The sequence below is a fragment of the Paenibacillus sp. FSL L8-0333 genome, from assembly GCF_037965665.1.
Taxonomy (GTDB): Bacteria; Bacillota; Bacilli; order Paenibacillales; family Paenibacillaceae; genus Paenibacillus_AQ; species Paenibacillus_AQ odorifer.
On record NZ_CP150186.1, the window covers coordinates 373,791 to 400,631 of the forward strand.

Genomic DNA, 26,841 nt, shown 5'->3' on the forward strand with positions numbered 1-26,841 from the left:
GTTCTTTTTTACAAAATTATGGGTTGGTTTACTCCATTTATAAAGGTGGCGTAAGAATGAGTGTTAACGTAGTCAAAGGGCAAAAAGCTGATCTGACCAAAGGCAATGCTGGACTTCATTCTATAATCGTAGAAATCGGCTGGAATGCTCCGGCTGCTCTGGAGATTGATAGCTCTGCTTTCCTGCTTGGATCAGAGGGTAAGGTAAGTAAAGACGAGGATTTAATATTTTATAATAATCCAGCCACTTCTTATATTAGGTATAAGGATGTGCCAGGATTCAATGACCGCAAGCAATTCGAAGTTCAATTGGATAAGATTCCTTCCGATGTGATGAAGATTGCCTTTACACTTACCATCTATGATGGGGAGAAAAGGGGTCAAAGTTTTGGGCAAGTAAGTCAGGCCTATTTTCGGATTCTGAATCAAGTAACAGGTGCGGAACTGCTCCGATGTGATCTCGACAATCTTTTCTCCGTGGAAACGGCCATTGTGGTAGGGGAATTATATAGATATAACAGTGAATGGAAGTTCAGTGCCATTGCAGCGGGGTTTGCCGGAGGTTTGAAAGAGATATGCAGCAACTTTGGTATTGAAGCGAATGAGGAGCCTGCTCCTGCTGCTCCACAGCCGGAGGTTAAGCCGCAGATTCCACCACAAATCTTCGCAACGCCGCCTGCGCAGCCAGTGAAACGTGAAGAGAGCCCTCCACCCACACCTCCGCCTTCGCCAATAAATCTCAACTTGAAGAAAATCGAGCTGAAGAAAAAAGGCGATTCCATCAATTTGAAAAAATCAGCCAGTGGTGATTTAGGGGAAGTGTTGATTAATCTCAACTGGAACCAGAAACAGGGCGGACTCTTTAGTCGTAAAAATGGCGTAGATCTAGATCTTGCTTGTCTGTATGAACTGAAGAATGGCAGTAAAGGAGTGGTACAAGCGTTAGGCAATGCCTTTGGCTCCTTAAATCAACCTCCTTATGTCATGCTTGATGGGGATGATCGTACAGGCTCCGTAACTACTGGTGAGAATTTGCGTATAAATGGTATCAAAATTTCCGAGATTGAACGCATTCTAGTGTTTTCCTTTATTTATAAAGGGGTAACCAACTGGTCGGAGGCCGATGGGGTTGTCACCATCAAACAAGGCGGAGGACCTGATATCATTGTAAATTTGGACGAGCATAACAACCGAAAAGGGATGTGTGCCATTGCGTTATTCCGGAATGTAAGCAATGAAACATTTAGTGTTGAACGGCTGGTGCAATATTACAGTGGTCATCGTGAGATGGATGAAGCCTATGGATGGGGGCTGCGCTGGGTTGCGGGCAGCAAATAATCGATTTTACCGGAGGCGCAAAGTGTAATGGATTGGTTCGCAGATTTTTTTAGAAATATTAGTGAGAATTACGGGCATTTTTTCTCATGGAGTGATGTAGTAGGCACGCTCTCTGATCCTGTGAGCTGGGGGATTATCGGAAGCTTAATTCTACTAGAAGGTTTGCTCTCTGCAGATAATGCGCTTGTGCTTGCCGTTATGGTTAAGCATCTACCTAAGGAGCAGCAGAAAAAGGCACTTTTCTACGGTATCTTAGGGGCTTATTTGTTCAGATTCCTGGCCATTGGACTAGGGACATTTCTTATTAAGTTTACTTTGGTTAAGGTTCTTGGTGCACTGTATCTCTTTTATATCGCATATAAAGGTTTATTTAAGGGCAGTGGCGAAGAGCATACGGAGAATAAAGGCACTTCTTTTTGGAAGACGGTTCTCCTTGTTGAATTAATGGATATTGCTTTCAGTATTGACAGTGTCATTGCTGCATTTGGACTTAGCGATCAGGTTTGGGTTCTCTTTATGGGTGGTATATTAGGAGTTCTGATGATGCGCGGAGTGGCGCAGGTATTCTTGAAGCTTATTGATAAATTCCCTGAATTGGAACAGGCAGCGTTCCTGCTTATCGCCATTATTGCGGGTAAGATGCTAGCGGGTGCTTTTGGCTTTGAATTGCCGCATGTCGTATTCTTTACAATCCTTATAGCGGTATTCGTGGGTACGATCCTCTACAGTGCTAGACGTAAGAAAAAAGATGCCCACAAAAGTGCATGATTAAAAAAGTAATTGCACCATAGAGAAGTCGGAGCCGATCATGCAAGAATAGAAACGCCTGCTTCTTTCAGGTAATCGTATATGTTATAGCGTAGGCCTTCACTTATATTTGAGAGAGCCAAGATGCCATCCCAAGGGACAGTATTGCCGGTTCTGACACTCTCTATGAGGAGAGGTCTACGCTTGTTTTGCTTGGCTTCGCAAAACTATAAGGGGGAACCGATTTGAGATACTTCGATTACCTGACGAAAGAACAAGAAAACTCTTTGTTTTACACTCCGCCTATCTCATTTGATCATACCACGAACAAGGAACTGCTAGCCTACGCTGTCGGCGCTGCCCTCTATATGCCGGCTACCCGTGCAAGTGTTGCAGAAGACATCATTAAGCTCAAGAATGCAGGTCTGGTGACGGTTATTATAGATCTGGAGGACGCAATCGGAGATGACCAGGTTGACAATGCAGAGGAGTCTATTATCCAGCATCTTATTTATCTAGCTGCTTACGCAGAAAATGAGCTGGATTCGGCAAACAGCCTCCCGCTTCTTTTTATACGAGTACGTAACCCGGACCAACTCCGGCAAATGATTTTCCGCTTGGGATCCTTGGTAACGATGTTAACAGGGTTTGTTTTTCCTAAGTTCTCTGTGGACAATGGAATTCAATATTTTGAAACGTTAGCTGAGTACAACAATACGCGTGGTTATAATGATCCTGTGCTTTACGGGATGCCAATCTTGGAAACTGCACCTATTATTTATCGGGAAAGTCGAGTGGACAGTCTGCTATCTATCCGTGATTTACTCCGTAATTACCGTGAACTTGTCCTAAACGTTAGAATTGGGGCAACGGATTTCTCCAGTCTGTTCGGACTGCGTCGCAGTCCTGATGTTAGTATTTATGATCTTACTCCTATTCGTGACTGTATCTCGGACATTATCAATGTGTTTGGGCGGGTTGAAGAGGGATATGTGATCTCAGGACCCGTCTGGGAGTATTTTGCGAATAAAGGCCATCGAGTTCTCCGGCCGCAGCTACGGCAGACGCCATTTGAGGATACTTACGGCAAAAACGGCCGTGATATGCGGAATAGCTATATTTCGAGCAGTGTAGACGGGCTAATTCGTGAGGTTATTTTAGATAAAGAGAATGGAATTGTAGGCAAGACGATTATCCATCCTTCTCACCTCAGACCTGTTCAGGCGATGTATACGGTTATGCATGAGGAATACGTTGATGCTTTAAGCATTGTAGAAAGTAATGATGGCAGTTTGGGCGTGTTTAAGAGTCAATATTTTAATAAAATGAATGAAATTAAGCCCCATCTCAATTGGGCAAGACGAACTTTACTACGATCTCAAATATACGGGGTGTTACATGAACAACAGCATTTTGTCGGATTATTACCCGAAAACGAATTTACGCACGTATAACATAGTCGAGAACCTGCAAGTGAATGTAACCGAAACCTTTAACCCCTTTCATATGCCTCTGGATTCTTTATTCTCTATGGCGGCGCGAATTAATAAAAAGCGGACTTTTCTGTTTGTCAGTAAGGTGCTTGGCAAGCATATCCCCGTCGATCCGTATACTTCACTTCTAAGCGGAGCAGCGTTGGCGCTGCTGTTATATCAGGAGATGAACGGTGATTCCGTGGACAGTGATCGTATGACAGAGTTATTGGATATGGCGGTTCATGGGCTGATTCATCCTGAATTTGCTAAGGAAGCCTATCAACATTTGCTAGCGGCCCAGCTGGTTTTGCCCAAGCCTGTGGTTTTTATTGGATTCGCAGAAACGGCAACTGCACTGGGTCACAGTGTGTACAACATCTTTGCTGAGCAGGCATCATATATTCATACTACGCGTGAGCATATTCCTGATTTGGAGTCTGTTGTAAGTTTTGTAGAAGAACATTCTCATGCGGTTGATCATCTATGTTATGCCTTGGATACCGAACTATTATCTGGGACAGAGCCTATTATATTGGTAGATGACGAGATTACGACTGGGAAAACCGCGATCAATACGATTCGGGATATTCAGTCAAAGTTCCCGCGGGAGGAATATGTGGTAGTCTCCCTTTTGGACTGGAGAAGCGGCAGCAATCTTCAACACTATAGTGATCTTGAGCAGGAGCTGGGGATTCGCATTAAGTCGTTATGTCTGCTGCAAGGGAATATTGAAGTGATAGGTTCACCAGTATTTAATAAGGATACAGAGCAGCTGGATAGAGAGGCTGCTTTAGAGTGTGAGGTTGTAACCACTTATGCTCCAGATGGAATGGAACGACTGGAGGTATCCTCTATCGATTCATATGGTGAGATTAACACAGCGCCGTATATGAAATATAGTGGACGTTTCGGAATTGTGTCGCAGGATAATCCGGGGCTTGATCAGGGTGTGAAGCGAATAGCTGAACAGCTGCGGCAATTGCGTAGAGGACCGAAAGCCTTGGTAATGGGCGTAGGGGAATTTATGTATCTTCCGATGAGAGTGGCGGCGGAAATGGGGGAAGGGATTGCTTATCAGTCTTCCACTAGAAGTCCAATCCACCCTGAGCGTCGACCGGATTATGGGGTGCATAGTGCTGCTGCCTATCCTTCAGCCGGCGACCCGGAGATCACAAACTTTATCTATAATGTAGCTCCTGATCAATACGATGATATATTTGTGCTGATTGAGCGTGATGTACCGCATGAACGTATGAAACCTATGCTTGATATACTGAAGAAACTGGCCCGCCATAAAGTGCATCTTATTGTACTGACCTCGGAAAGAAGAAGTGGAGGCCCTACCAATGAAGGGAACAGTAACTGAAGAAATTCTAAACAGAAGTATAGCCGAACCGGTTCCGCTAGGCAGCTATTCTCCATCAGATGTTATATTTTTGCTTAAGGATCTGAGTGATGTTTCACTGGAGCGGGCGACTGACGAAAGAGAGGCCGCCATTCAATCAGGTGTACATTACTCTGAGATGCTGCCCGTGGAATATCAGCCTACTGAGCAGTATATTGAGTTATTTCACGAGACGCTGGAGCAATCTGCGGAGAAGGTCGCTCTAGCAGTAGCGGTAGTCTCTGAGATGATTGTCGCTCAACGGGGACTTGATACGGTGTTAGTCTCTTTGGCAAGAGCGGGAACACCAATTGGTGTACTGATTAAGCGTTATATCCAAGAGCGATATGATGCTGATTTGCCGCATTATAGTATCTCTATCATTCGGGGCAAGGGGATTGATGAGAACGCAATCCTCTATATTCTGCAAAAGCACGGGCTTGACGCTGATTTGCAGTTTGTCGATGGATGGACGGGGAAAGGAGCTATTCGCCAGGTATTGATTGAAGCGTGCAACAGCCTGTATGAGAAATATGGCATTCGGCTAAATGATGACCTGGCCGTATTGGCTGATCCCGGGAATTGTTCAGGCACGTTCGGTACTAGAGAGGATTATCTTATTCCTAGTGCATGCCTCAATTCTACGGTGTCAGGGCTGATGAGCCGGACAGTGTTGCGCGATGATTTAATCGGTCCGGAAGAATTCCATGGGGCTAAATTCTACAAGGAATGGCTCGATACGGATGTATCTAATGTATTCATTGCGGCGATCTGCCCGTATTTCTCCTCCGTTGCGGAAGAAGCACAAGGGATTGCTGAACAGATGCAGCAATCCCCGCCAGAAATTACATGGCAGGGGCTGCGTGATATTCAGAGTATTCAAGAAGTGTTCGGCATAGATAACATCAATTTGGTCAAGCCCGGAGTCGGAGAAACAACCCGAGTGCTGCTGCGCAGAGTACCGTGGAAGATTCTTGTCGATACTATGGATAATCCAAATCTCCGTCATATTATTCTCTTAGCAGAGGATAGGGGGGTTCCAGTAGAAGTATTCCCTGGACTCACCTATTCCTGTTGCGGGATTATTAAACCGCTGAGAGGTGAGACGGAATGATCTATGCCAGTGATTTGGACCGAACGTTAATCTATTCCCTAAATGCAATCGGTGTCCCGGAGAATACTCCGGGCCTGGTTCCTGCGGAGGTTGTGGATGGCAAGACGGTTTCATACATTTCCCAAAAAGCATTGGCTGATCTGATGGAGCTTACTTCCCGTATTATCTTTATGCCCGTTACAACACGTACAATCGCGCAGTATAAGCGTATTAATCTGTTTCAAGACACGATTATTCCAGACTACGCGATTACTAGTAATGGCGGGAATATTCTGATTGGTGGCGAAGTGGATAAGAGCTGGAGAGCTTCTGTGGGCAGGCTTGTTCAAAATGAATCGGCTGCGGCAGAAGAAGTTAGAATGCACGTTAGGTCTGTAGTGCACGAGGAATGGATCATTAGTGAGCGGTATTGTGATGATTTATTCTATACCTTTGTGGTAGTGCGTGATTTATTACCTATGGATGAGATTACGAATCTGGCAGAGCGATTATACGATTTGGGCTGGCGGGTATCCTTACAAGGGCGCAAGCTATATGTCGTTCCTGCCGCTGTAAATAAAAGTGATGCGATTGTTTATGTACGCCGGACGGTTCGGTCAGAACCGATGGTAGCATCGGGAGATTCCTTGTTGGATAAGAGTTTACTAGAAAGTGCGGACTATGCGATTGCTCCTTGTCATGGAGAAATATTTGCAGAGCAGCAGAGTGGTCTTGTAAAATCAAGGTATCCCTTTACGAAGCAAGCGGGTGTTTTTGCTGGTGATGAAATTCTACAGTATGTAAACATGATCTATAATAACTTAACCGTATTGGGAGTTGGGCCACTATGAAAAAGGTAAACATTTATTTCAATCGCTGGTTTTCCGTCGCTTACCATTATATGAATCTCATCCGCAATAATGAGGATGGCGTTCCTGTACAAATCTTCGCCACGCACCCAGATATTCACCATATGTCACTTCAAGGGGCTGATGTTGCTGGGACTGAACCGGCACTGACTGGAATAGAATATGTTCAATTTTGTGTGGATTTCTGTCGCCGCAATGAGATCGATATCTTTATTCCACGGTTACATATGCTGGATATAGCTTTGCATGCTGCTATGTTTGATGCGATTGGTACCAAGGTTCTGGTCTGTAGAGATTTGGACTTGTTGGAGACCATCATGGATAAGGGTAAGTTCTACGAAAGTGTTAAGGAAACCGGGATTATGACAATTCCTGATTATCATGTGGTCAGTACAGCAGAGCAGTTCAAAGAGGCTTATCATGATCTTGTAGCCAAAGGGCATCGCGTATGCTTTAAACCTACGGAGACAGAGGGGGGCCTCGGCTTCCGTATCATTGATAACACACGTAGTCCTCTGCAGGAGCTGTTTGGTCATGTAACACCGCTGATATCCTTCGAAGAGGCTTATCGTATTCTGGGAAGTGAAGCTACATTCCCTGAACTTATGGTGATGGAATTGCTGGAAGGTTATGAATACAGTATAGATTGCTTGTCAGATGAGAACGGCAGACTGTTAGCGGCTGTGCCCCGTCGTAAAGCTGGCGGCCGTCTGCGGCTGATGGAGCATATTCCGGAGCTGGAGGAGATCGCTTCTCGGGTAGCAGAGGTATATAAAATACCTTTCAATTTCAATATTCAAATGAAGTATAGTGGTGGAATTCCTAAACTGCTGGAGATTAACCCCCGGATGTCTGGAGGTCTTCATATTTCTTGTCTGTCTGGAATTAACTTTCCATACCTGGCTGTCAAAAGTGCACTCGGCGGAGAGGTACAGCCTGCGGAGTTCGGCGATAATGTGCTTGCCAGCCATGTAGAGCAGCCGCTAATTATGAAAATAAACGGCGAATCCGTAATTTCGGATCCCGTGAATTGAGCGTTCGCAATCTCGCTCACAAGAGGTGAGAAAAATTAAATTTAAATCGAAAATATTGCTGTATGCCGGTATTGGCTATGTTGTCGCTGTATTAACGAGCTCTTTTCTGCCTGAGTTACTCTCCTTGCTGTTGCCTGTAGCAGGTGCTGCTGTAGGGGTTCTTGCAACGAGAAGTCCGAGAACCAACCTTCCGGCTGAGGTGCTGCCAGCAGGTCCAGAGACGGTACCTATTGCTCCAGCTCCCTCTGCAAATGCTCCGCAATTAAATAGTGCGGCAAATAATGCTGCACCATTTAATCCGGGCAATAGTGGTAGAACTGAGGCCGAACCGACGAAGATTGGACCGGAATTTGCTCCGGTAGTTGAGTATCTTAGCATTCTGGAAGATATGATTATCTCCGAAGGGCAGAAGGATACACTGGACAATGAAATTGTCGAGAAATCACTGGCGCTTTTTGCGAGACTTCAACGTGTAATTCCGCTGCTGCAGGAGCTCAATAATGGCGATATTAATCACACGGTCCGCAGATTGATTCTGAAGGATTTGAATGGTGTGATTAACCCATTTTTGCGCCTAAGTGGTGAAGCAAAGACGAAGAATCGGAGAACGCTGCTGAACGGTCTAAGAGATGTTGATTCCAAAATATCGGATATTGCTTCGACGATCGAACATAAAGACCTGATGGAACTTCAGACGAAGGCGGAACTGATTCATCAGCGGTATAGCAGTTCCGAATTATAGGAGGGAAACCCATGTCCACGCAGTTGATCCAATTAAAAAAAGAAGATGAACAAAAGGTAGTCGAAGAAGCGGCACAATTGATCGAGAAGGTATCCCAAACAGATACAGTCACGTTGGATTCTTTAATGGATGATATCGGGAAGCTTGGGGTGAAGACGCAGGAGAAAGCAGGCCAAACCCTCAAACTTCTGGATCGTCCGGTAAATGACCTGATGTCCGGTAAGCGTGTTGAAGTGCCTAACATGATTATGAAGCTGCGGAATGAGTGTGAAAATCTGCAACAGAGTAAGAATGTTAGCTTTTTCGGCAAAATGCTGCGGAAGAGTCCGATGAAGAACTATGTGTACAAATATCAGTCTGTCCGCACGAATATTGATGCGATTGTTACCGGTCTACGCGACGGCAGGGATACCCTCGAAGAGAGTATTGTAAATATGCGCCAGCTGAAACGTACCTCTATGGAGGAGATCTATAACCTGCAGACCAAAATTGCCTTCGGCAATAAGCTAAAAGAGCTGTTCGAGGTGGAGATTGCGAAGCCTGAGAATGAGTTCCGTAAAGCTTATCTGGAGCGTGGTCTACGTAAAGTGATGGTTCGTATTCAGTCCATGACAGAGATGATTCTATTGTACAATCAAGCGATCGCTGCTACAGATATCATCAATGACAATAATGATAAACTGATCGATTCCGTGAATAATGCGATTGATAAGACCTCTAATCTGATCACAGTGTCGGCAATGATTGCGATGTCGCTGGCCGATCAGGAGAATGTTATCAATGCTGTAGAAGCAACAAATAAGACGATTGAAGATCAGTTTAAAGAAAATGCACGCTTGCTGCGTACGACTACAGAAAAAACGACCGAGCTTCTATCCAAACCTTCCATGTCTATGGAAGCCGTGAATCAAGCGATCGGCGATCTGCTTAGCGCATTAGACACTTCGGAACAGTCAAACCGTCGTATTATCGAGAGCTGCCAGGATTATACATCCAAAATGACGACGATCAATACCCAATTGGGCAATCGTCTAGGTCTCAATGAAGCGGACAAGCCTGAGGCGCTGAAACAAGGTGTAGCAGAGAGCCAACTGAGCAGTTTCTTGAACTAATTAGTTAAAAAAAGACCGTAAAAATATAGCAGAGCAGTGAGCCTTCGTTTCTGGGGGCTCGCTGCTCTGCTTTTTTTGGTCTAATCAAATGAAGTTTGCTGTAGCCAAACATAAAGCCCTATCCACATACATAAGTTGTCACAAGACTACATGTGGAGGAAGTGGGGATAGGCTATGGTTTTAGGCTGTTTGATACTCGTGCTTATCATCGTCGCCAGCAGTGAAAAAGCAGAAGCCATTGCTAAAATGAATGAAGACAATTAGCAAGAGGTAGCTTCGCTTCCCCGTAAGTATTCAGGGATTTTTTGGCGTGAATTGGTTCAAGTAATTTCCAGCGGGTTATTGGGTATAATAACGCAAGGCTGTACGATTAGCCCATAATCAGCTGGAAATACCAAAATCCCTAAGGAGGTCACATGGAGAACGAGGCGCTGCTTCAGGTTGAACATTTAGCACTTAAGAAACAGAAGATATTCCGGCAAAGCGTAATGCGCTATATTGCCAGAGCCATGCTGGCCAGTATGTTTATCGGATTCGGTGTAATTGTAGCCTTTAAGACAGGCAACTATTTCTTTATGGAGCAATCCCCCTTTGCATATCCAATGGCTGCGATAACTTTCGGAGCGGCTATTATTCTAATTTCTTTTGGTGGTGGGGATTTATTCACCGGAGATACTTTTTATTACACATACACGGCACTAAGACGGAAAATGAAATGGTCTGAGGTTGTCCGCATGTGGATCATGAGTTATATCGGTAATATTCTTGGAGCTGCCGTTTTTGCCTTGCTGATTTTTTTGACAGGACTGTTCTATAGCTCAGATGTAAACGGATTTTTGTTATATGTAGTGGAGCATAAGATGGAAGCCCCGGCAGGTCAGCTTTTCTTTCGGGCCATTCTTTGTAACTGGCTCGTTTGTATGGCTTTTTTTATACCCATGAATATGAAAGGCGATGGGGCCAAAATGTTCGCAATGGTCTTATTCGTATTCTGTTTTTTCATCTCCGGCTATGAGCATAGTATTGCCAATATGTGTACCTTTGCGATTGCGCTTGTACTTGATCATCCCGGAACGGTATCGTGGTATGGAGTGTTCCATAACCTTGTCCCCGTTACGATCGGTAATTTAATTGGCGGTGGCGTACTGATGGGGGTAATGTATTATTATGTGAATAAACCTTTTTTGGATGACACTAAGCATTAACAGAAAAACAGAAAATAATAATCCTCCAAAACTTCGCTCTTTTACAGGGGTGGAGTTTTTTTGTGCAGAAAGTTATTTTTTAACATTGGGATTATTTGATTTTTAAGGATTGAAAAGGATTAGAGGGAGAGAGGTAGAATACATAATTATGCAATGCAAAATTGAAGATTCATACAGAATGGGGTAAGGGCTTTGGATGAGACAACAGGGATACTGACGGATGAGACCATTATTAAGGCTTCCAATCAGCATTGTATAGACCAAGGAATTGATTCTGAGCAACCGCCTGTCTTTGCAAAGGGATATTCTGCTGATGAATTGGGAGCGCAGCTTAGCGTATATAGTGAAGTGATTGAGGTTATCGAATTTTTTGTCAAAAAATTTCTGTCCTCAGTAAAGGGGAACCCGATCCTAATTACGATTTCGGATGATGCAGGTTATCTATTGGCGTTCCAGGGAGATGCGACGATTATTGATCTCGTAGGACAGGTAGGCATCAAAGAAGGCGTGCAGATGAACAAAGAGGTGGGTACCAATTCAATCGCTTTAGCCCTTGAATATCAGAGGCCATTCCAGCTGACAGGACGAGACCATTTCCATCATATTTTGCATCATTTAGTATGCTGTACGGCTCCATTTTATAAAGAAAATGGGCAGGAAATCTTAGGTACAATTTCATTTATGGCAGATATAGATGTAGCCCATCCCCATTTGCTGCCTCTGCTCTGTACGATGGCTGACTCGATTGAACGTGAGATTTTGTTGCGGAGAGGAAATTCTCAGCTGCAATTATTAAATCGGATTTTGCTAGAGACCAATTACTTAGGGGTAATCATAACAGATCAATTCGGAACAGTCGTGAATATAAATGAGAACGGTTTAGCCATGCTTCATTTGGGTGGTGAGCATCAAGAGTCTGTTGTTGGAACTAGTGTCTTTGAAATTAGGAATGTGGGCGCATACTTTCAACATGTCATCATACATCATGTCGCATGTGCCGGGTTAGAAGTGATTCAGGAGAAAAACGGGTTGTTCGAGCATTATATGTTAGATGTACTACCCGTTTACGATGCGAATGGTTACTTAGCGCGTGTGATTGGAAGTTTGCGCAACATCACGGAGATGAAAAGAACGGAAGAAGTGCTGCGCAATACAGAAAAGCTAGTGGTCGCAGGACAACTGGCCATGAGCATTGCACATGAGATCCGCAATCCCCTGACTACGGTGAAAGGGATGCTTCAACTGGCTAATAAAGATTCACGTCTGCTGCATTATGATCTCATTATGTCAGAAGTGGAAAGAATGAATCTCATTGTGAGCGAGTTTCTTATTCTGGGTAAGCCGCAGGCTGCGCATTATATGACTGAACAATGTAGTACGATCCTTCTGGAAGTATTGAATATCTTCGCGATTCAGGTGGAGATGAATAATATAGCGTTGAATACAAAGATCCATTATGATGCTGAGATCGAATGTGACCGCAATCAGATTAAGCAGATTTTCCTGAATATCCTAAGAAATTCAATGGAAGCTTTGCCTTTTGGCGGGAGCATTACAGTAACTCTTGATGTGAAGGATGAATTCCAGGTGATTACCTTTACCGATAATGGAGAGGGTATGAACAAGGAAGTTCTGGAGAAATTAGGGGAGCCCTTTCACACGACCAGAGGCGATGGGAATGGACTTGGCTTCATGATTGTCAAAAAAATCGTGACTGCCCACAGAGGATATGTGGCAATAGCTAGTGAAAAGGGAGTGGGCACAGCCGTTACAATTTATCTTCCAATGGCACATTCATACCACAAATGAAACAGCAATAATTCATAATTAAAAAGACTCTTCCGCCCGGTGTAGGCGAAAGAGTCTTTTTGTATATCCATTTGCATCTAATGGTGAGGAATCACCACTTTGAGCCACCCGATGAATTTCCACCGGATTTGCCGCCGCCACCGCCCCAAGAAGAACCGCCGGAGGATTTGCCGCCACTGCCGCCTCCGCCCCAGGAAGAGCCGCCGGAGGAACGTCCCCCACCGAATCCACCTGAAGAAGGAGGACCAGAGGACATTCGTTTACGGGCTTGTGCACGCCGCTGTTGCTCTCTCATCATGGCTAGCTGGGCCAGCCGTTCTTCCTCTTCCTTTTGGCGAATGATTCGGTTCGCTTCATTCACAAAGGAAGTGATCTGAGCGTCATAAGCGCGGCCAATCGATTCCAGTTCCTCTAGGTTGTAAGGCCGGGATGACAGCCGTTGCTCCAACTGGCTATATTCCGGCAATAAGGACAACTCAAAGCGGATTCTGGAAGACAAGCCTCTGCTGTGCAGCATTCGCTGGGTCGTCTCTACCCGACTTTGTCCTTCGGAGAAGAGACGTTGTACTTTATCAAGTCTTTCATTTAATACATTTAGACTTTCAGAGACACCGTCATATTGCCGGCCAGCTTCATCCTGCAATGACAGCAAGCGCTCCAGCGCATCGTGGGCCTTGTCATATTCGCCCCGTTCATCACTGGTCCAGTTCTCAATTTGCGCCACTTCACCTGCGCCTTCCCGAAGACGTGTGCTCCACTCCGTCAGAATATTCTCTATAGTAGCTACATGCTGTTCTTCGAAATGTACACGTGCTTCTGTAATTCGTGCCTGCAGCTCGTCTCGCCGCTGTTTCAAATGGCTCCATGTGGTGCGGAATGTCTCTAGATCTCTACGGTTATTCTGCCGCAGCAGTGCTTGTTGCTCTGTCATAGCAATAGCCTCATCCAGAAGAAGGTCTAGACTGGCGCCGATTCTGCGCACCTCATCCATATCTCCTATACGCAGTGGCGCTTCAAGAGTCAACGATTCTGCGCGGGCCTGCTCCAGGTGATCATATGGCTTAACCTTCATATTGTGCAGTGAATTCTGTTCAATGATCCCGGTGATTTTGGCACGTGCCGCAGCTAATACCGTAGGGAATTTGTTTAGCTTATCATCATAGAGATCAACATCCTTCAGATCCTGTTCGATCTTTTCCTGACGTTCCTGTGCATCCTCGGTAACCTCTTGTGCAGCAATGGGATCAAAAAGCTCTAATTGGTCTGCCTTAGCTGTCTCCTCCGCAAGCTCCTTAAGTTCTTCTACAATTTCTTGAAGTTCATATCCGGTTTCTTTAACTGCACCTTGCAGTTGCTCTTCAAGCTCCGGCGTATCCTCTTTCAGCTCTGTAATACGCTGTTTGACATTGCGGTCAGCTTCGCTGATGACAGCAATGTGTTTCTCTTCCTCTTCAAGCGCTGCGCGGAAGGAAGCTTCGGTCAGCTGTAATTGTTTCACAGCTGTCTTGAGGGCAGCCAAGCGATAAAATGCCGGCTGAACGCCTTGACCTTCGCTTTGTAGTGCAGAGATTTCAACGAGCTTGGCAGACAGCCGCTTAGAAATACCCTCGACTAGCTCTCCCGTCTTGCCTTGAACGATCCCTTGAAAAGGATTTAGCGATTCCAGTGCCCGATTTGCCTGGACCATTAAATTAGATAACTGTTTCTGTTGCTCGCTAAGCTGCTTGCGACGACGCAGGCCCGTAACCACTACAAAGAGTACAAGGAGGATTAGAAGGGCTCCGATAAGAATCGCTGCAATCATAAACATGGAGCTGCTGGAGCGGTTTACACCATTCCCGGCGCCGACTGCGCTCCCGCTTCCTGCGGTTCCTCCAGTATTGCCGGCACGATCTCCAATAGAATGGATGGCATTAATCAAAGTCTTTGTCCCGCCAGCGAAGTCCCCTTTTTTGGCATAAGGAATGAAATAAGTGTCGAGCAGTTTTTGGATGGCTGAACTTCCCGAGGACCCTCCCTGATTCTTAGACCAAGTATTTAACGAGCTTTGAAAGTCTGGATTTAAGAAATTTAGCTCAATGGACTGGTCACCAGCGGAGATCAGCAGTAGAAGATCCCGCGTGGACAGTTTCCACGAGTCGTAAACCTTGTCTGCATACTTATCAGCTGGAGTACCGTCTGTGGAATCTACAGTGAGTACGTGGATGGTCAGGAGTTCTCCAGTAGCGGTAGCAGAAATAGACGCGGCTTCTGCGGAACTGAACATTTCAGCGTTATCGGTAACGAATCCCTGCTGTGCAGGAATTCCAGCGGCATATGCACCGGGTATCCATAACAGGCTGAGCATTAAGAATAAAGCTATATACTTTTTCAAGCTGACACGCTCCGATCTGAAGGGCTTTTTATTCTATATATTATGCTGATAATTATACTATATCATTAACCATCAGGTGACCTGGAGATACTCCTATTATTATATAGCTATGTCGGCATACCAACAAAAAAAGCCATGCTCCCAATAAGGGAACACGGCGTATATTCAGAAGCATTATCTTGTCGGCAGACAGAGAATGTATTGCAGTCTGGATTTAATTTCTTTTTGCCATTTCAAATCTCCAACTTTAACGGCAAGATTGAGCAGATCCAGATAATCGTCAACCTGTAATGTTGTTCGGGTAGAGGTAACGTTCATGGGTGATCAGTCTCCTTTTAACTTAAATATAGTAAATTGAAATTATTAACGCTTATAATAATGATAATCATTATCATCGTTTGTCGTTATTGCTATTATCCACATTTTCTATGTAAAAAGCAATATAAAAATCAAGACTTCGTAACTTTTATCATTTACAAATAAAAGAGTCCATCGAAAGATGGGGATTTGCGTATAATGTGTGGTTTTAGGAAAGAATTAGCAGGAATCTTACCATATTTTGTCGAATACTTTTTAGAATAATGCTTTAAATTCTAAATTTTTGCAAAAAGGGGAATTGGGCAATGAAGCGGTGCACAATGTTGCTTCTGATTATTTTTCTGCTTTTGCTCGTACCTCCTACAGCCGCTCACGCCGAAAGAGAGGATATAAGGTACCAAGTAGAACTGGAATATCCACCGTATAAATATGTAGAAAATGGGTATTTGACCGGGTTTGATATTAATTTGAGCACGATGATTTTTGAGAAGCAGGATTATCTTATTCACTACAGTACTGGGCAATGGGATGAAGTTTACAGTCGGCTGATTCAAGGAGATATTGAGATAGCAGGTCTTATGGCAATTACGGAGTCGCGTAACCAAGAGGTGTTATTTTCAGATCCAGTTATTAAAAACTATATTTCCATCTATGCAAGGCGAGAGCTTGAGGATGAGATCGATTTAAAGACGTTGGGAAGTTATAAGATTGGGTTAGGGAATGGACAGTATTCTGCAACCGTGCTGAACAGCAAGGTGGGGATTACAAATTACATAGAGTATGCAACGACTCCTGAAGCTTTAAAGGCTCTTGAAAAAGGGGAAATCGACCTTCTATTTGAGAATCAGGAAGTGATCGATTATCTGATTGCTGAACAGAAATTGAAGGGGAGTATTATCAAAAAAATGAGCAATCTCTACCCTAGGGATGTTGCTTTTGCAATAAGTAAATCCGCTCCGGAGCTAGTAACTTATGTTAACGAGAGATTGGATCGCCTGCATCGTTCCGGTGCTTTTGAAGAGCTGTATCAGCACTATTTCTTCGTTCATTCAGATTATTATAAAGTTATGATGCGCAATAGATTTATTGTGGGAGCCATTATTCTGCTTGGTCTTCTAATCATTAGTGCGGTTTTGCTAAAAATGTATATTAATCACTTACGGCGTGCGGTTTATTCGGAACAGCAATTTTTTGAGGATGTAATAGAGCATAGCGGTATGGTGGTTTGGGCTGTGCAGGCGGATAAAAAGGTAGTTCGGTTTAACAATTACGCTGAGCGAATGACGGGCCTATGCGAGAATGAAGTAGTGGGCAAAAACATTGCGGATATGGAGGGTCTGACAGGCAGTACGGCGGCTATTCGGAATCTGCTGGAAAGGGCCGTACAGCTTGACTATGTTGATAATATCGAGCATAAACTTCCGGACAATTCGCCAGCGGCGCGGTATTTTTCATTTCGGACCACCTTGTTAAAAGGATTGGATAAGCAGGCAGCTGATATTTTTGTGCTTGTAGGAGTGGATATCGATGAGCGCAAACAAAATGAGCTAAGGCTTCAGCAAAGTTATGAGGAACTGGAAGCTACTTACGAAGAGCTGTCAGCGACAGAGGTCGAGCTACAGGAGCAATTTGCTAAGCTGCAAGTAGGTGAACGACGGTTCAGTCTCGCGACAGAGGGTTCTGGTGCATACATGTGGGAGCTTGACTGGGAGACTGGACTGTATAATCTATCGGATCGCTGGTACAAGCTTATGGGCTATACGGAGGATGAAATCAATTCATTCGAAAATGGGGTGCTTAGTATTATTCATCCCGATGACCAGCCATCATCCCAAAAGGCAAGACATGATCATCTGGCAGGTTTAACACCTATCTACGAGACGGAATACCGCATGCGGACCAAAGATAATCAATTCGTCTGGTTTGAGGTAAGTGGTAAAGCTATCGTTGATCCAAAGGATGAAGTTGTGTTATTTATCGGTTCACTGATTGATATTAGTAAGCGGAAGCAGGTAGAGCTAAAGCTGAGCAACAGTTATCAGGAGCTTGAGGCAACCTATGAACAGCTAACAGCCACACAGCAGGAGCTTGTAGAGCAATACGATATGCTGGTGGAGAATCAAAAACACATGCATCGTTTAGCTTATGTGGATGAGCTTAGTAATTTACCCAACCGTGTATGTCTACTGGAATCTATGGAGAAATATCTGCAATGTTCAGGAGGCAAGGCGGCGCTGTTGTTCGTAGATACCGATAATTTTAAATACATCAATGATACCTTAGGGCATAAATCCGGTGATGTTCTCATTCAGAAGGCTAGCAAAAGGCTGCAGTCGTTGGTGCGTGAAGGGGATATGCTCTCTCGGCTCGGTGGGGATGAATTCGTGATTTTTATTAAGGATATAGAAAACCACGAGGATGTGTTAGACCTGGCGGAGCGTATCATGAGAGCATTCAGGCAGTCCTTTTTAATCGGAGAGAGTTATTTGTACGTTTCCGTAAGCATCGGAATTTCCTTTTATCCGGAAGATGGGGAGACCACCGAGCAAATCTTAAAAAATGCGGATGTCGCTATGTACCGGGCGAAAGAGGATGGCAAGGGGACTTATGTGGTATATGACAAATCCATGCATACTGCGTTTAATGAACGGATGAATATAGAGAAGCATTTGCGCAGTGCCATGAATAATAATGAGTTTGAGCTATATTATCAACCGCAGGTGGATATCCAGTCTGGATTAATCTCTGGTTTTGAGGCTTTAATTCGCTGGAATAGTCCAACGCTGGGCTTTGTATCTCCACTTTCCTTTATCAAAATCGCCGAGGATTCCAGGCTGATTATTTATATTGGAGAATGGGTGCTTAGGGAATCGTGCATCTTTATGAAGGGCATTCAAGATCGTATGGGCATTCCTTACAAGATATCAGTTAATATTTCCATTATTCAACTATTGCAGGATGATTTCGTCGAGATGGTGCAGGAAAGTCTGGCTGAAAGCGGGCTAAAGCCTAGTTGTCTTGAACTGGAAATCACCGAGTCTATTTTTATGGAATCGTTTGAGAGTATCGTGAATAAGCTTCAATTCCTCAAATCCCAAGGCATTCGTATTGCGCTGGATGATTTCGGAACGGGGTACTCATCTCTTAGTTATTTGCAGCAATTGCCGATTTCTACGCTTAAAATGGATAAAACCTTTATCGATTCGCTTTCGGAAAAAGCTTACAGCCAGTCTTTTGTGCAGACCATTATACAGCTGGGACACAATATGGGGCTGGAGGTCGTTGCGGAGGGAGTGGAAGAGATCAGCCAGATGGATTTCCTCAGAAAATCGGGCTGCGATAAGGTACAGGGGTATCTGGTTAGCAGACCTGTTCCGAAGCAGGAAGTGGTGGAGCTTTTGGAACCGCAGAAGCGTTACGGAATATAGCAGTTGATACACAGCCCTCATCTACAAGGTGGGGGTTTTTGGTGTGTAATGCTTCTGAGATTAAGTCTTTGCAAAAAAACAAGCTCCGACAGATAAACAGTGTCTGTGGAGCTTGTCACTAGCTGATGACAATTTTATTCTTCCCGGTGTTTTTAGCTTCGTAAAGTGCATCATCAGCCTGCTGAAAAGTGGAATTTTTGGAGTCTGCGCCTGTGTAATCATGCATCCCGATACTGACGGTTATGCTTTTACCTTCCATTTCGGCAAAAGGGGTATCGGCTACTTTGGCTAGAATTTGTTGCATGATTTCATAGGATCGCTCAAAGGTTTTGGTAGTCAAAATGACAATGAATTCCTCGCCACCGTACCGCGCGGCGAAATCATCAGGACCGATATACTCGAGCAGAATCGCTGCGACTTTTTGTAATACGATATCTCCAACGGAGTGTCCATAGCAATCATTTACTTTTTTGAAATTATCGATATCCATAACGGCAAGCTGCATGGAGAATGGATTACTCTGCTGATGCTCAATTAGCCAACCTAAATATTCGTGAAAAGTCTTGTGATTATACAGATCAGTCAGGGGGTCTATCTTAGATAGACGATCCATAATTATATTCTGAATGCGTAATTCCTGTTCTGACTTAACGGAGTTCTGCAGGGATTGCATCAAATCACGTCCACGAACGATTACTGCAAAACCTGCCAAAGCAGTGCCTGCAAAAATAAGAGCGATAATGATAGTTTGGGTGATCGGTAAGTACTCGTGAATGGGTGTCCTGATGAATAAAATGATCGTGTACAGTAGAGAAATAGCAGAAGTGGCTATCATATAACTGCTCTTCAGATAGATCATCGAGACTAGTAGCGGGAACAGCATAATTAATGATTTAACATGCAACTCATCGCTGAGATTGACGATAATCAAAACCGCAAATAGATGGCTTGCAACCGTAATGGCGAGTTGGGCCCACAGAGGCCTCCATCTATAGATTACTTCTAGAATAATGATCAAACTCACTATGATGGAATCAGAAATCAACGAGTGCTCAATATAATCGTTCCTGGTTGGGGTTTCCGGACGCTGGCTCCATAAGGATAGAGAAACAATGAACTGAATACTTAAATACACAATCAGGATGATCCAGAATGAATTGAGAAGCACACGATTCCAATAGGTCTGACGAGGAGTTTGAGGTGTGGCGCGCATAATGTGATCCTCTTTTCCAGTGGCAATATGCTTATATATTCGACAATAAGCTCAGGTTTCCTCTTGATGGCTTTCTTGGAAGCGGGAGTTCAACAAGCATCTTTATAAGGGGAGATTGCCTGGCCCGGGGAATGATTGAACGAAAAGGAATACTATAGAAAGTATTTCCTTTAATTAACTCTGCTGATATAATGTTAGAATACATAACATCAATCGAGTGGAGTGGAATTGAAGATGCAGATCCGTCCAAACCAGATTTTTGTAGTCGTCCTGTTGCTTCTTGTCAGTGTGTACAGCTTATTGATTGACATGCTCTGGATTCATAAGCTGGTGATTATTCTGTTTATGGGTTCTCTAGGATGGTTCTCGCTGAATACATCCCGCTACGGTTATCGCAAAGAAGCGCTGCTGAAGGAGTCACAGAACAAAGTGGAGCTTCTTGGCAATGAGATTGTAGTTACCTCGGATCGGCTGCATGGTGCACTTGAAGAAATCAGCCGCCATACAGAGCAGCTGCAGCAGACAGCGGATTATTCACACGCGTATGAAACGGATTTAAGGATTCGCAGCAACGAAGCTAAAGCCAATATTGAAGGGGCCTATCAGACGATGGGCGGTGTAGCTTCAGTTACAGCACATATCGAAGAATTGACGGAAAAACTAGGCTCGAATATGCAATATGCCCGGCAAGGAATGACAGCAATGGTAGATTCCCTGAGCATTGCAGATGGGGTGATGAAGGATCTGCAAACACAGAGTGGGGACATGTTAGCTAAGTTTACTACCCTGAGTAATCATATTGCGATGGTAGAGGAGATCAATACATTGATTAACTCCATTGTGAATGAGACCTCATTGCTCGCGCTGAATGCTTCTATTGAAGCGGCCCGGGCCGGTGAACAGGGCCGCGGATTTGCAGTAGTGGCCAGCCGGATTCGGCAGCTGGCTGATCAAAGCAAGAGCTCGGTAGAACGCTCCTCAGGCATCTTGCTTGACATTAATAATGGAGTACAGCAGGTGCTGGAATCCGTTACGAAAGAGCAAGTCTCAGTGGAGCGTGGGGTGAACGAGGTCGGCACGGTGAAGCTTCGACTCGATGATATCGCGTCGAGAGTAGATGAAGTAGGCAGCGCCGTGACGGAAACAATCGATGCTGCCGCGAAGCAGGGCAAGCTGATTGTAGAAGTGACAACGGAGCTGAGCGGTGCGGTGGCGATCGTGAATGAGACGATTGCCAATGTAGACCTTACGCTGGAGCAGGTGACACGGCAGCGGGATCAAATTGGGCAGCTGAACGAAGTCAGCGCCAATCTGTTAGCGGAGTCGCAATCCTTGCAGCAATCGGTTACTAGCATTGCGGGCAGAGCGGAAATTGAGATGAGCCAATATGCAGCCCGGCTTCAGGAAATGCAGAGTCTCTTGGAGACGATTTCCGCCAAGGAAGAACTTTACGCTCCAGATACTGAAGTTCATCAAGGTGTTTTGAACGCTTACATTAAGAAAATTCCAGATGTACAAGCCATTTGGTCTAATCGGACGGATGGAACCTTTATCTACTCCGAGCCAGCGGCTGGCTTGTTGAATGCTAAGCGGCGTGATTGGTGGAATGGGGCCATGAATGAAGGTGAATATGTCTCTAAACCTTACGTATCTGCGATTACGAAACGTTCTTGTATTACATTATCTAGAGCAATCCGGAATCGTCAGGGAGATGTAGTAGGCGTGGTGGGTATTGATTTAGCGGTGTAATAAAGCAACAGCAGCAAGCCCTTCTGTAGCAGAGGCTTGCTGTTTTTTTTATTCCGATGCTAACACAACTTAGCTTTAGGTAGCGCTGACCTGCAATTGCTTCCACGTTGCCTGCCAGTTTTTTTGTGCAATTCGTTTTTCATAAATAGGGAGTAAGCTTGGATTATTGTTGAAATGAGGGGTAGCCCGCAACACTACATTAATAACATCCGCAATCCCATGCGGAGCGGTTAGGATAACCTTACCGTATTCATCTAAGGAAAGCCCAAGCGCTGTAGCTGTTTCCGGAAACTTGGAGATGGCATCTACAGATGACGTATAGGGTGCAAGGTTGTTAATGGTATGCATTCTTGCTTCATTCTTAACGGACCATGGCACATGGGGATTTAAATCTCTTAGTTTTGCCTCCCATTGCTTTTCCACTTCCTCATGAAGATTGCTGCCGTCATAATAAATAACATCAATATCTGGCAAAGGGGTCCGTTCTTCAAATCCATGTAAGGTATCCCAGATTTTTGAACGTACAAACCCCGCACAAACCCACCAGTCAGGTAACTGTAGCGATCTGGCATTTTCTAAAATATCCATCATCCAGGGATCATTATGTACAAGCTGAATGATATCTGCCTCGTGTTCTATCTTGCGCAAACTGCCACCTCCTAATATTCATGCTTCCAATCTGTTAATATCATACAACAAGAGTTTCAATAGAGGTATAAAGGGACAGGCTGAATGGACAGAGGCATGAACTATCTTTATAATGAATCGACATCGAGACCTTTGGAGGCGGTGACCGTGCAATATACGTTTACTATATTACTGCAATTGTTGGAAAGAGCTGCGTTATTGCTGATGTGTCTATTTGTATTGACTCGTCTGCCGCGGTTTAAAGAGGTTTTTCAAAAAGGGAGTTACGCTCCGCAAGAGCTTGCTATTGCAACGATGATCTTCAGCTTATTTGCCATTTTCGGCACTTATAGCGGAATTAATGTGGAAGGTTCGCTTGTGAATGTACGAATTATCGCCATCGTATCTGGCGGGATTTTGTTCGGGCCATGGGTTGGACTTATAACAGGCATCATCTCAGGGGTTCACCGTTTTCTGATTGATATCGGAGGGGTAACCTCTCTTCCTTGTCTGATTACGAGTATCACCGCGGGCATAGTGTCTGGGATAATCTATCGCCGCACCTCTGGTGAGCGTCGCTGGATAGCAGGCATCTTGGCGGGAATGGCCTGTGAGGCACTGACGATGCTGCTCATTCTAGCGATGGCTCAGCCGATGTCGCTGGGTGTGGATATCGTGTCCAAGATCGCTTTTCCGATGATTATGAGCCAGATTAGTGTCGGCCTGATTGTCGTGTTAGTGCAGAGCGTGGAAGGTGAGAAGGAACGGATTGCGGCTAAGCAGTCCAAGCTGGCGCTTGATATTGCCAATAAGACCTTGCCGTATTTTCGCAATATTAACCAGGAGTCGCTGCACACCATCTGCCAGATCATCAAAGAGGATATCGGTGCAGACGCTGTAGCGATTACTGATACTCGGTTTATTCGTGCCTATGTTGGTGTGGGTGAGGAGGATTATGAGACAACTAACGATATTATCAGTGAGGAAACTAAAGTAACGTTGTCCAGTGGTGAAATTACCATCCGTAATGATGATAGTGATTACGTGAATCCGCAGATCAAGTCGCTGATCATTATTCCTTTAAAGGAAAAGGGTGAGGTGACGGGAGCGCTCAAAATCTATTACACCAAAGCCCACAAGATTACCTACTCACTTCAAGCTATGGCCGTGGGTCTGTCGCAAATGATCTCTACCTTGATGGAAGTGTCGCGGGTGGAAGGCATTAAGGAAATGGCGAACAAAGCGGAGCTGAAGGCACTGCAGACCAGCATTAACCCGCATTTTTTATTCAATGCACTGAATGCGATTGCGTCCTCGATTCGAATTAATCCGGATAAGGCGCGTGAGCTGATTGTGAATCTGTCCGGTTATATGAGATACAATCTGGAGCTTACCGATGAATTCATTGATATCAAACGAGAGCTACAGCAGGTCCAGCAATACGTAGAGATCGAAAAGGCGCGTTTTGGAAGCCGGCTTAACGTGCTTTATGATATTGATGAGGTTCAGGTTCGGATTCCGAGTCTGATCATTCAGCCGCTTGTAGAAAATGCGATTATACATGGCATACTGAAGGTAAGAGGGACAGGAACAGTAACGATTTCTGTAAAAGACCACGGGGATACCGTACGGGTGGGCATTCGCGATACCGGAGCTGGCATCAGCGAGGAAACGATAGAGAAAGTCTATACTGGCGATATGCCGGAGAATAAAATCGGGCTGTTTAATGTACACCAACGGGTAAAGCTGATCTATGGGACTGGACTTACCATTCAGAGATTGGATAAAGGGACGAACATCTTTTTTGATGTTAAAAAGGAGGACCAATGAGAGCGATCATCGTAGAGGATGAAGAGCTGGCAAGACAGGAGCTGGCTTATTTAATAGAGACGCACAGCGGGATCGATATAACGGCACAGTTTGAAGATGGGCTGGACGCACTTAAATTTTTGCAGAGTGATACGGTAGATGTGATTTTTCTGGATATTAATATTCCCTCTATCGATGGGGTGCTGTTGGCACAGAATATCAGTAGATTCTCGGTAAAACCCTACATAGTGTTCATCACTGCGTATAAGGAGCATGCCGCTGAGGCGTTTGAGATTGAAGCTTTTGACTATATTCTTAAGCCGTATAGCGAGGTTCGCATTAAAGCCATGCTGCACAAGCTGGAAAATGCGTTTGCCAACCGTGGACGACAGGGGGAAGAGGAGCGTAATCCGGTCAGTGACAAGGTCAATCTGTGGAAAAATGAAAAGATTATCGTAGTGAATGCCGACGATATTTATTACGCCTCCGCGCAGGAAAAAAGTACAAGTGTGATGACTAAAGGTGAGGAATACAGCATGGCACTTAGTATTAGCGATTTCTTTCAGCGGCTGCCGCAGGATCGTTTTTTTCGCTGCCATCGTTCCTATATTGTTAACCTGTCCAAGATCAAGGAAATCATCCCGTGGTTCAACAATACGTATTTGCTGCGCCTGCATGATTTAGATTTTGAAGTGCCGGTAAGTCGTAGTAAGGTAAAAGAATTCAGGCAGATTATGCGCTTATAAATGCAATTCATTCTTCATTTCCGTCATCTCATGCCGGATTTCTCTCAACATCGGCTGGTTTAGCTACAATAAAGAGGCGATAGAAGCTCTTGTAGCAGACAACGAGAGAGAAAGAAGGAAAAGACCATGACTACGACAATGGACAGCAAAAGCACCAAACGGTGGCTAATCGTATTAGGTACAGTAATTATGCAAATGGGTCTAGGGACCATCTATACATGGAGTTTATTTAATGCGCATCTGGTAACGAAATTTGGCTGGGAGCTTAACTCCGTTTCGATTACTTTTTCTATAACGAGCTTTGCACTCGCTTTCGCGACCTTGTTCGCAGGGAAGCTGCAGGATCGTTTCGGGCTTCGCCGTTTGACTGCTACTGCTGGGATTGTGCTCGGACTAGGATTGATCCTTAGCTCGCAGGCCAATTCACTCTTCATGTTCTATTTATTGGTTGGGGTGATCGTTGGTTTTGCGGATGGGACAGCTTATATCACTTCATTATCTAATTTAATTAAATGGTTTCCGAATAATAAAGGTTTAATCTCCGGCGTATCCGTTGGTGCTTATGGAACAGGGAGTTTGATCTTTAAATATATTAACGGCGGGTTGATTGACTCAGTGGGTGTGTCTAATACATTTATGTATTGGGGTTTGATTGTTATGGGCATGATTGTAATCGGTTCCTTGCTCGTAAGAGAAGCTCCGGTTCAAGCGGCCCCAGCACCAGCGGGTTCAACGACAGCTGCAGTAATGAGTTCACCGAAAGACTATACGGTCAAAGAAATGCTGCGGACAAAAGAAGCGTATCTGCTATTTATCATCTTTTTCACCGCCTGTATGTGTGGTCTGTATTTGATCGGTATTGTAAAAGATATCGGCGTGCAGCTGGCTGGACTTGATGTACAGACAGCAGCTAGTGCGGTGGCTATGATTGCGATCTTTAATACAGCGGGACGTTTAATTCTGGGTGCTTTATCTGACAAAATGAGTCGCTTGAAGCTGGTAGGCGCATCGCTTGCTGTAACTGCGGCGGCTATGCTGACCCTCAGCTACGCGACCCTGAATTTCGGACTTTTCTTCACTTGTGTAGCAGCCATTGCGTTCTGCTTTGGCGGGAATATCACGGTGTTCCCGGCCATTGTCAGCGACTTCTTCGGACTGAAAAATCACAGTAAGAACTACGGAATCGTCTACCAAGGTTTTGGTATTGGTGCCCTTTCCGGTTCGTTTATCGCCGTCTTCCTAGGCGGGTTCAAACCAACCTTTGTTATCTTTGGCCTCTTGTGCCTGCTGGCCTGCATCATCGCGATTTCTCTGAAACCGCCAGTGGCGAAGTCGAAAGAGAAAAAAGCGCTGCGTCTCAAAGCAACGGAACGTACGGCTTAAGGTGTAATTGAAGTTAGAGCCAGGCAGCGATTCTCCGGTTAGTGGAGAATCGCTGCCTGTTTTTTTGATTTGCGGTGGCTTGCTGAGCTGAGACTTGTTTGGGCGGATTATCTTCAATTGGGAGAAGGAGTTTTGCTGGGATCTGAGAAGTAACTGCATTTTGTACAACTATTCCGTATGAAATAGTGAATCTTCGGACTTTAGCTGTATTCTGTACAACTAAAACCTCGAGATGTTGCTTAGAGGCGAAAAAACCAAGGAAATAGTTGCACCAAATACAGCTATATCTAATGGTGGCGTGATGCATGAAAAAATAGGTGTACGAAATACAGCTAAACGTGACTACCCTTACACCAGCACCAGCACCAGCACCAGCACCAGCACCAG

At 44.7% G+C, this 26,841-nt stretch carries 20 protein-coding genes; 16 read left to right on the forward strand and 4 right to left on the reverse strand.

Translation table 11 applies throughout. The features are described 5' to 3' along the window. The first annotated feature begins 56 nt into the window (after positions 1 to 56). The 11 genes from NYE72_RS01685 to NYE72_RS01735 all read left to right on the forward strand — a co-directional run bounded on the left by NYE72_RS01685 (position 57) and on the right by NYE72_RS01735 (position 12,807). A complete protein-coding gene (locus NYE72_RS01685; protein ID WP_038568304.1) occupies positions 57 to 1,337 on the forward strand; it encodes a TerD family protein in 1,281 nt (426 codons plus the stop codon). Between the two features lie 27 nt (positions 1,338 to 1,364). Next, a complete protein-coding gene (locus NYE72_RS01690) occupies positions 1,365 to 2,105 on the forward strand; it encodes a TerC family protein (protein ID WP_036687425.1) in 741 nt (246 codons plus the stop codon). Between the two features lie 224 nt (positions 2,106 to 2,329). Further along, on the forward strand, positions 2,330 to 3,538 hold the full coding sequence (locus tag NYE72_RS01695) for an HpcH/HpaI aldolase/citrate lyase family protein (RefSeq protein WP_235219550.1): 1,209 nt from the start codon (positions 2,330 to 2,332) through the stop codon (positions 3,536 to 3,538). Positions 3,539 to 3,614: 76 nt separating this feature from the next. Beyond that, positions 3,615 to 4,925: a phosphoribosyltransferase family protein gene (locus tag NYE72_RS01700; protein ID WP_038574026.1), complete on the forward strand. Its 1,311-nt coding sequence runs from the start codon at positions 3,615 to 3,617 to the stop codon at positions 4,923 to 4,925. Continuing rightward, positions 4,906 to 6,057, forward strand: coding sequence for a cysteine protease StiP family protein (locus tag NYE72_RS01705; RefSeq protein WP_038568308.1), 1,152 nt, complete (start codon positions 4,906 to 4,908; stop codon positions 6,055 to 6,057). The genes NYE72_RS01700 and NYE72_RS01705 overlap by 20 nt, the downstream gene beginning before the upstream one ends. After that, the gene (locus tag NYE72_RS01710; protein ID WP_038568311.1) at positions 6,054 to 6,887 is read left to right on the forward strand and encodes an HAD family hydrolase; all 834 of its coding nucleotides are present in this window, start codon (positions 6,054 to 6,056) and stop codon (positions 6,885 to 6,887) included. Before NYE72_RS01705 ends, NYE72_RS01710 begins: the two co-directional genes overlap by 4 nt. Beyond that, positions 6,884 to 7,939, forward strand: coding sequence for an ATP-grasp domain-containing protein (locus NYE72_RS01715; RefSeq protein ID WP_036687430.1), 1,056 nt, complete (start codon positions 6,884 to 6,886; stop codon positions 7,937 to 7,939). The genes NYE72_RS01710 and NYE72_RS01715 overlap by 4 nt, the downstream gene beginning before the upstream one ends. A gap of 34 nt (positions 7,940 to 7,973) precedes the next feature. Beyond that, positions 7,974 to 8,681: a hypothetical protein gene (locus NYE72_RS01720; RefSeq protein WP_036687454.1), complete on the forward strand. Its 708-nt coding sequence runs from the start codon at positions 7,974 to 7,976 to the stop codon at positions 8,679 to 8,681. 11 nt (positions 8,682 to 8,692) lie between these two features. Continuing rightward, positions 8,693 to 9,793: a toxic anion resistance protein gene (locus NYE72_RS01725; protein ID WP_038568314.1), complete on the forward strand. Its 1,101-nt coding sequence runs from the start codon at positions 8,693 to 8,695 to the stop codon at positions 9,791 to 9,793. 416 nt (positions 9,794 to 10,209) lie between these two features. Beyond that, positions 10,210 to 10,998, forward strand: coding sequence for a formate/nitrite transporter family protein (locus NYE72_RS01730; RefSeq protein WP_038568317.1), 789 nt, complete (start codon positions 10,210 to 10,212; stop codon positions 10,996 to 10,998). A 192-nt stretch (positions 10,999 to 11,190) separates the two neighbouring features. Continuing rightward, positions 11,191 to 12,807: an ATP-binding protein gene (locus tag NYE72_RS01735; RefSeq protein ID WP_076141400.1), complete on the forward strand. Its 1,617-nt coding sequence runs from the start codon at positions 11,191 to 11,193 to the stop codon at positions 12,805 to 12,807. 91 nt (positions 12,808 to 12,898) lie between these two features. Here the strand turns inward: NYE72_RS01735 and NYE72_RS01740 are convergent, their stop codons facing one another. Both NYE72_RS01740 and NYE72_RS01745 read right to left on the reverse strand, forming a co-directional pair. Beyond that, the gene (locus NYE72_RS01740; RefSeq protein ID WP_076274109.1) at positions 12,899 to 15,181 is read right to left on the reverse strand and encodes a TPM domain-containing protein; all 2,283 of its coding nucleotides are present in this window, start codon (positions 15,179 to 15,181) and stop codon (positions 12,899 to 12,901) included. A gap of 174 nt (positions 15,182 to 15,355) precedes the next feature. After that, a complete protein-coding gene (locus tag NYE72_RS01745) occupies positions 15,356 to 15,499 on the reverse strand; it encodes a hypothetical protein (RefSeq protein ID WP_167348483.1) in 144 nt (47 codons plus the stop codon). 305 nt (positions 15,500 to 15,804) lie between these two features. Between NYE72_RS01745 and NYE72_RS01750 the strand changes: the two genes are divergently transcribed. Continuing rightward, entirely contained in the window at positions 15,805 to 18,927 is a 3,123-nt protein-coding gene (locus NYE72_RS01750) for an EAL domain-containing protein (protein WP_339211172.1), read from the forward strand. 118 nt (positions 18,928 to 19,045) lie between these two features. Here NYE72_RS01750 and NYE72_RS01755 read toward each other — a convergent pair whose 3' ends face one another. Next, positions 19,046 to 20,140 carry a GGDEF domain-containing protein gene (locus NYE72_RS01755; RefSeq protein WP_038568323.1) on the reverse strand — a complete coding sequence of 365 codons (1,095 nt, stop codon included), beginning with the start codon at positions 20,138 to 20,140 and terminating at the stop codon, positions 19,046 to 19,048. Positions 20,141 to 20,374: 234 nt separating this feature from the next. Here NYE72_RS01755 and NYE72_RS01760 point away from each other — a divergent pair, with 234 nt between their 5' ends. Next, on the forward strand, positions 20,375 to 21,889 hold the full coding sequence (locus tag NYE72_RS01760) for a methyl-accepting chemotaxis protein (RefSeq protein WP_052096724.1): 1,515 nt from the start codon (positions 20,375 to 20,377) through the stop codon (positions 21,887 to 21,889). 75 nt (positions 21,890 to 21,964) lie between these two features. Here NYE72_RS01760 and NYE72_RS01765 read toward each other — a convergent pair whose 3' ends face one another. Then, complete coding sequence (locus tag NYE72_RS01765) at positions 21,965 to 22,480, reverse strand: nucleotidyltransferase family protein (protein ID WP_051491511.1); 516 nt, start codon at positions 22,478 to 22,480, stop codon at positions 21,965 to 21,967. A gap of 261 nt (positions 22,481 to 22,741) precedes the next feature. On the opposite strand from NYE72_RS01765, the gene NYE72_RS01770 reads away from it, so the two are divergent. The 3 genes from NYE72_RS01770 (at position 22,742) to NYE72_RS01780 (ending at position 26,454) form a co-directional block, all read left to right on the forward strand. Next, positions 22,742 to 24,346, forward strand: coding sequence for a sensor histidine kinase (locus NYE72_RS01770; RefSeq protein WP_280513476.1), 1,605 nt, complete (start codon positions 22,742 to 22,744; stop codon positions 24,344 to 24,346). Then, positions 24,343 to 25,071, forward strand: a complete 729-nt coding sequence (locus NYE72_RS01775; protein WP_036687441.1) for a LytTR family DNA-binding domain-containing protein — start codon at positions 24,343 to 24,345, stop codon at positions 25,069 to 25,071. Before NYE72_RS01770 ends, NYE72_RS01775 begins: the two co-directional genes overlap by 4 nt. Before the next feature lie 126 nt (positions 25,072 to 25,197). Next, a complete protein-coding gene (locus tag NYE72_RS01780; RefSeq protein WP_143760543.1) occupies positions 25,198 to 26,454 on the forward strand; it encodes an OFA family MFS transporter in 1,257 nt (418 codons plus the stop codon). The last annotated feature ends 387 nt before the right edge of the window (positions 26,455 to 26,841 follow it).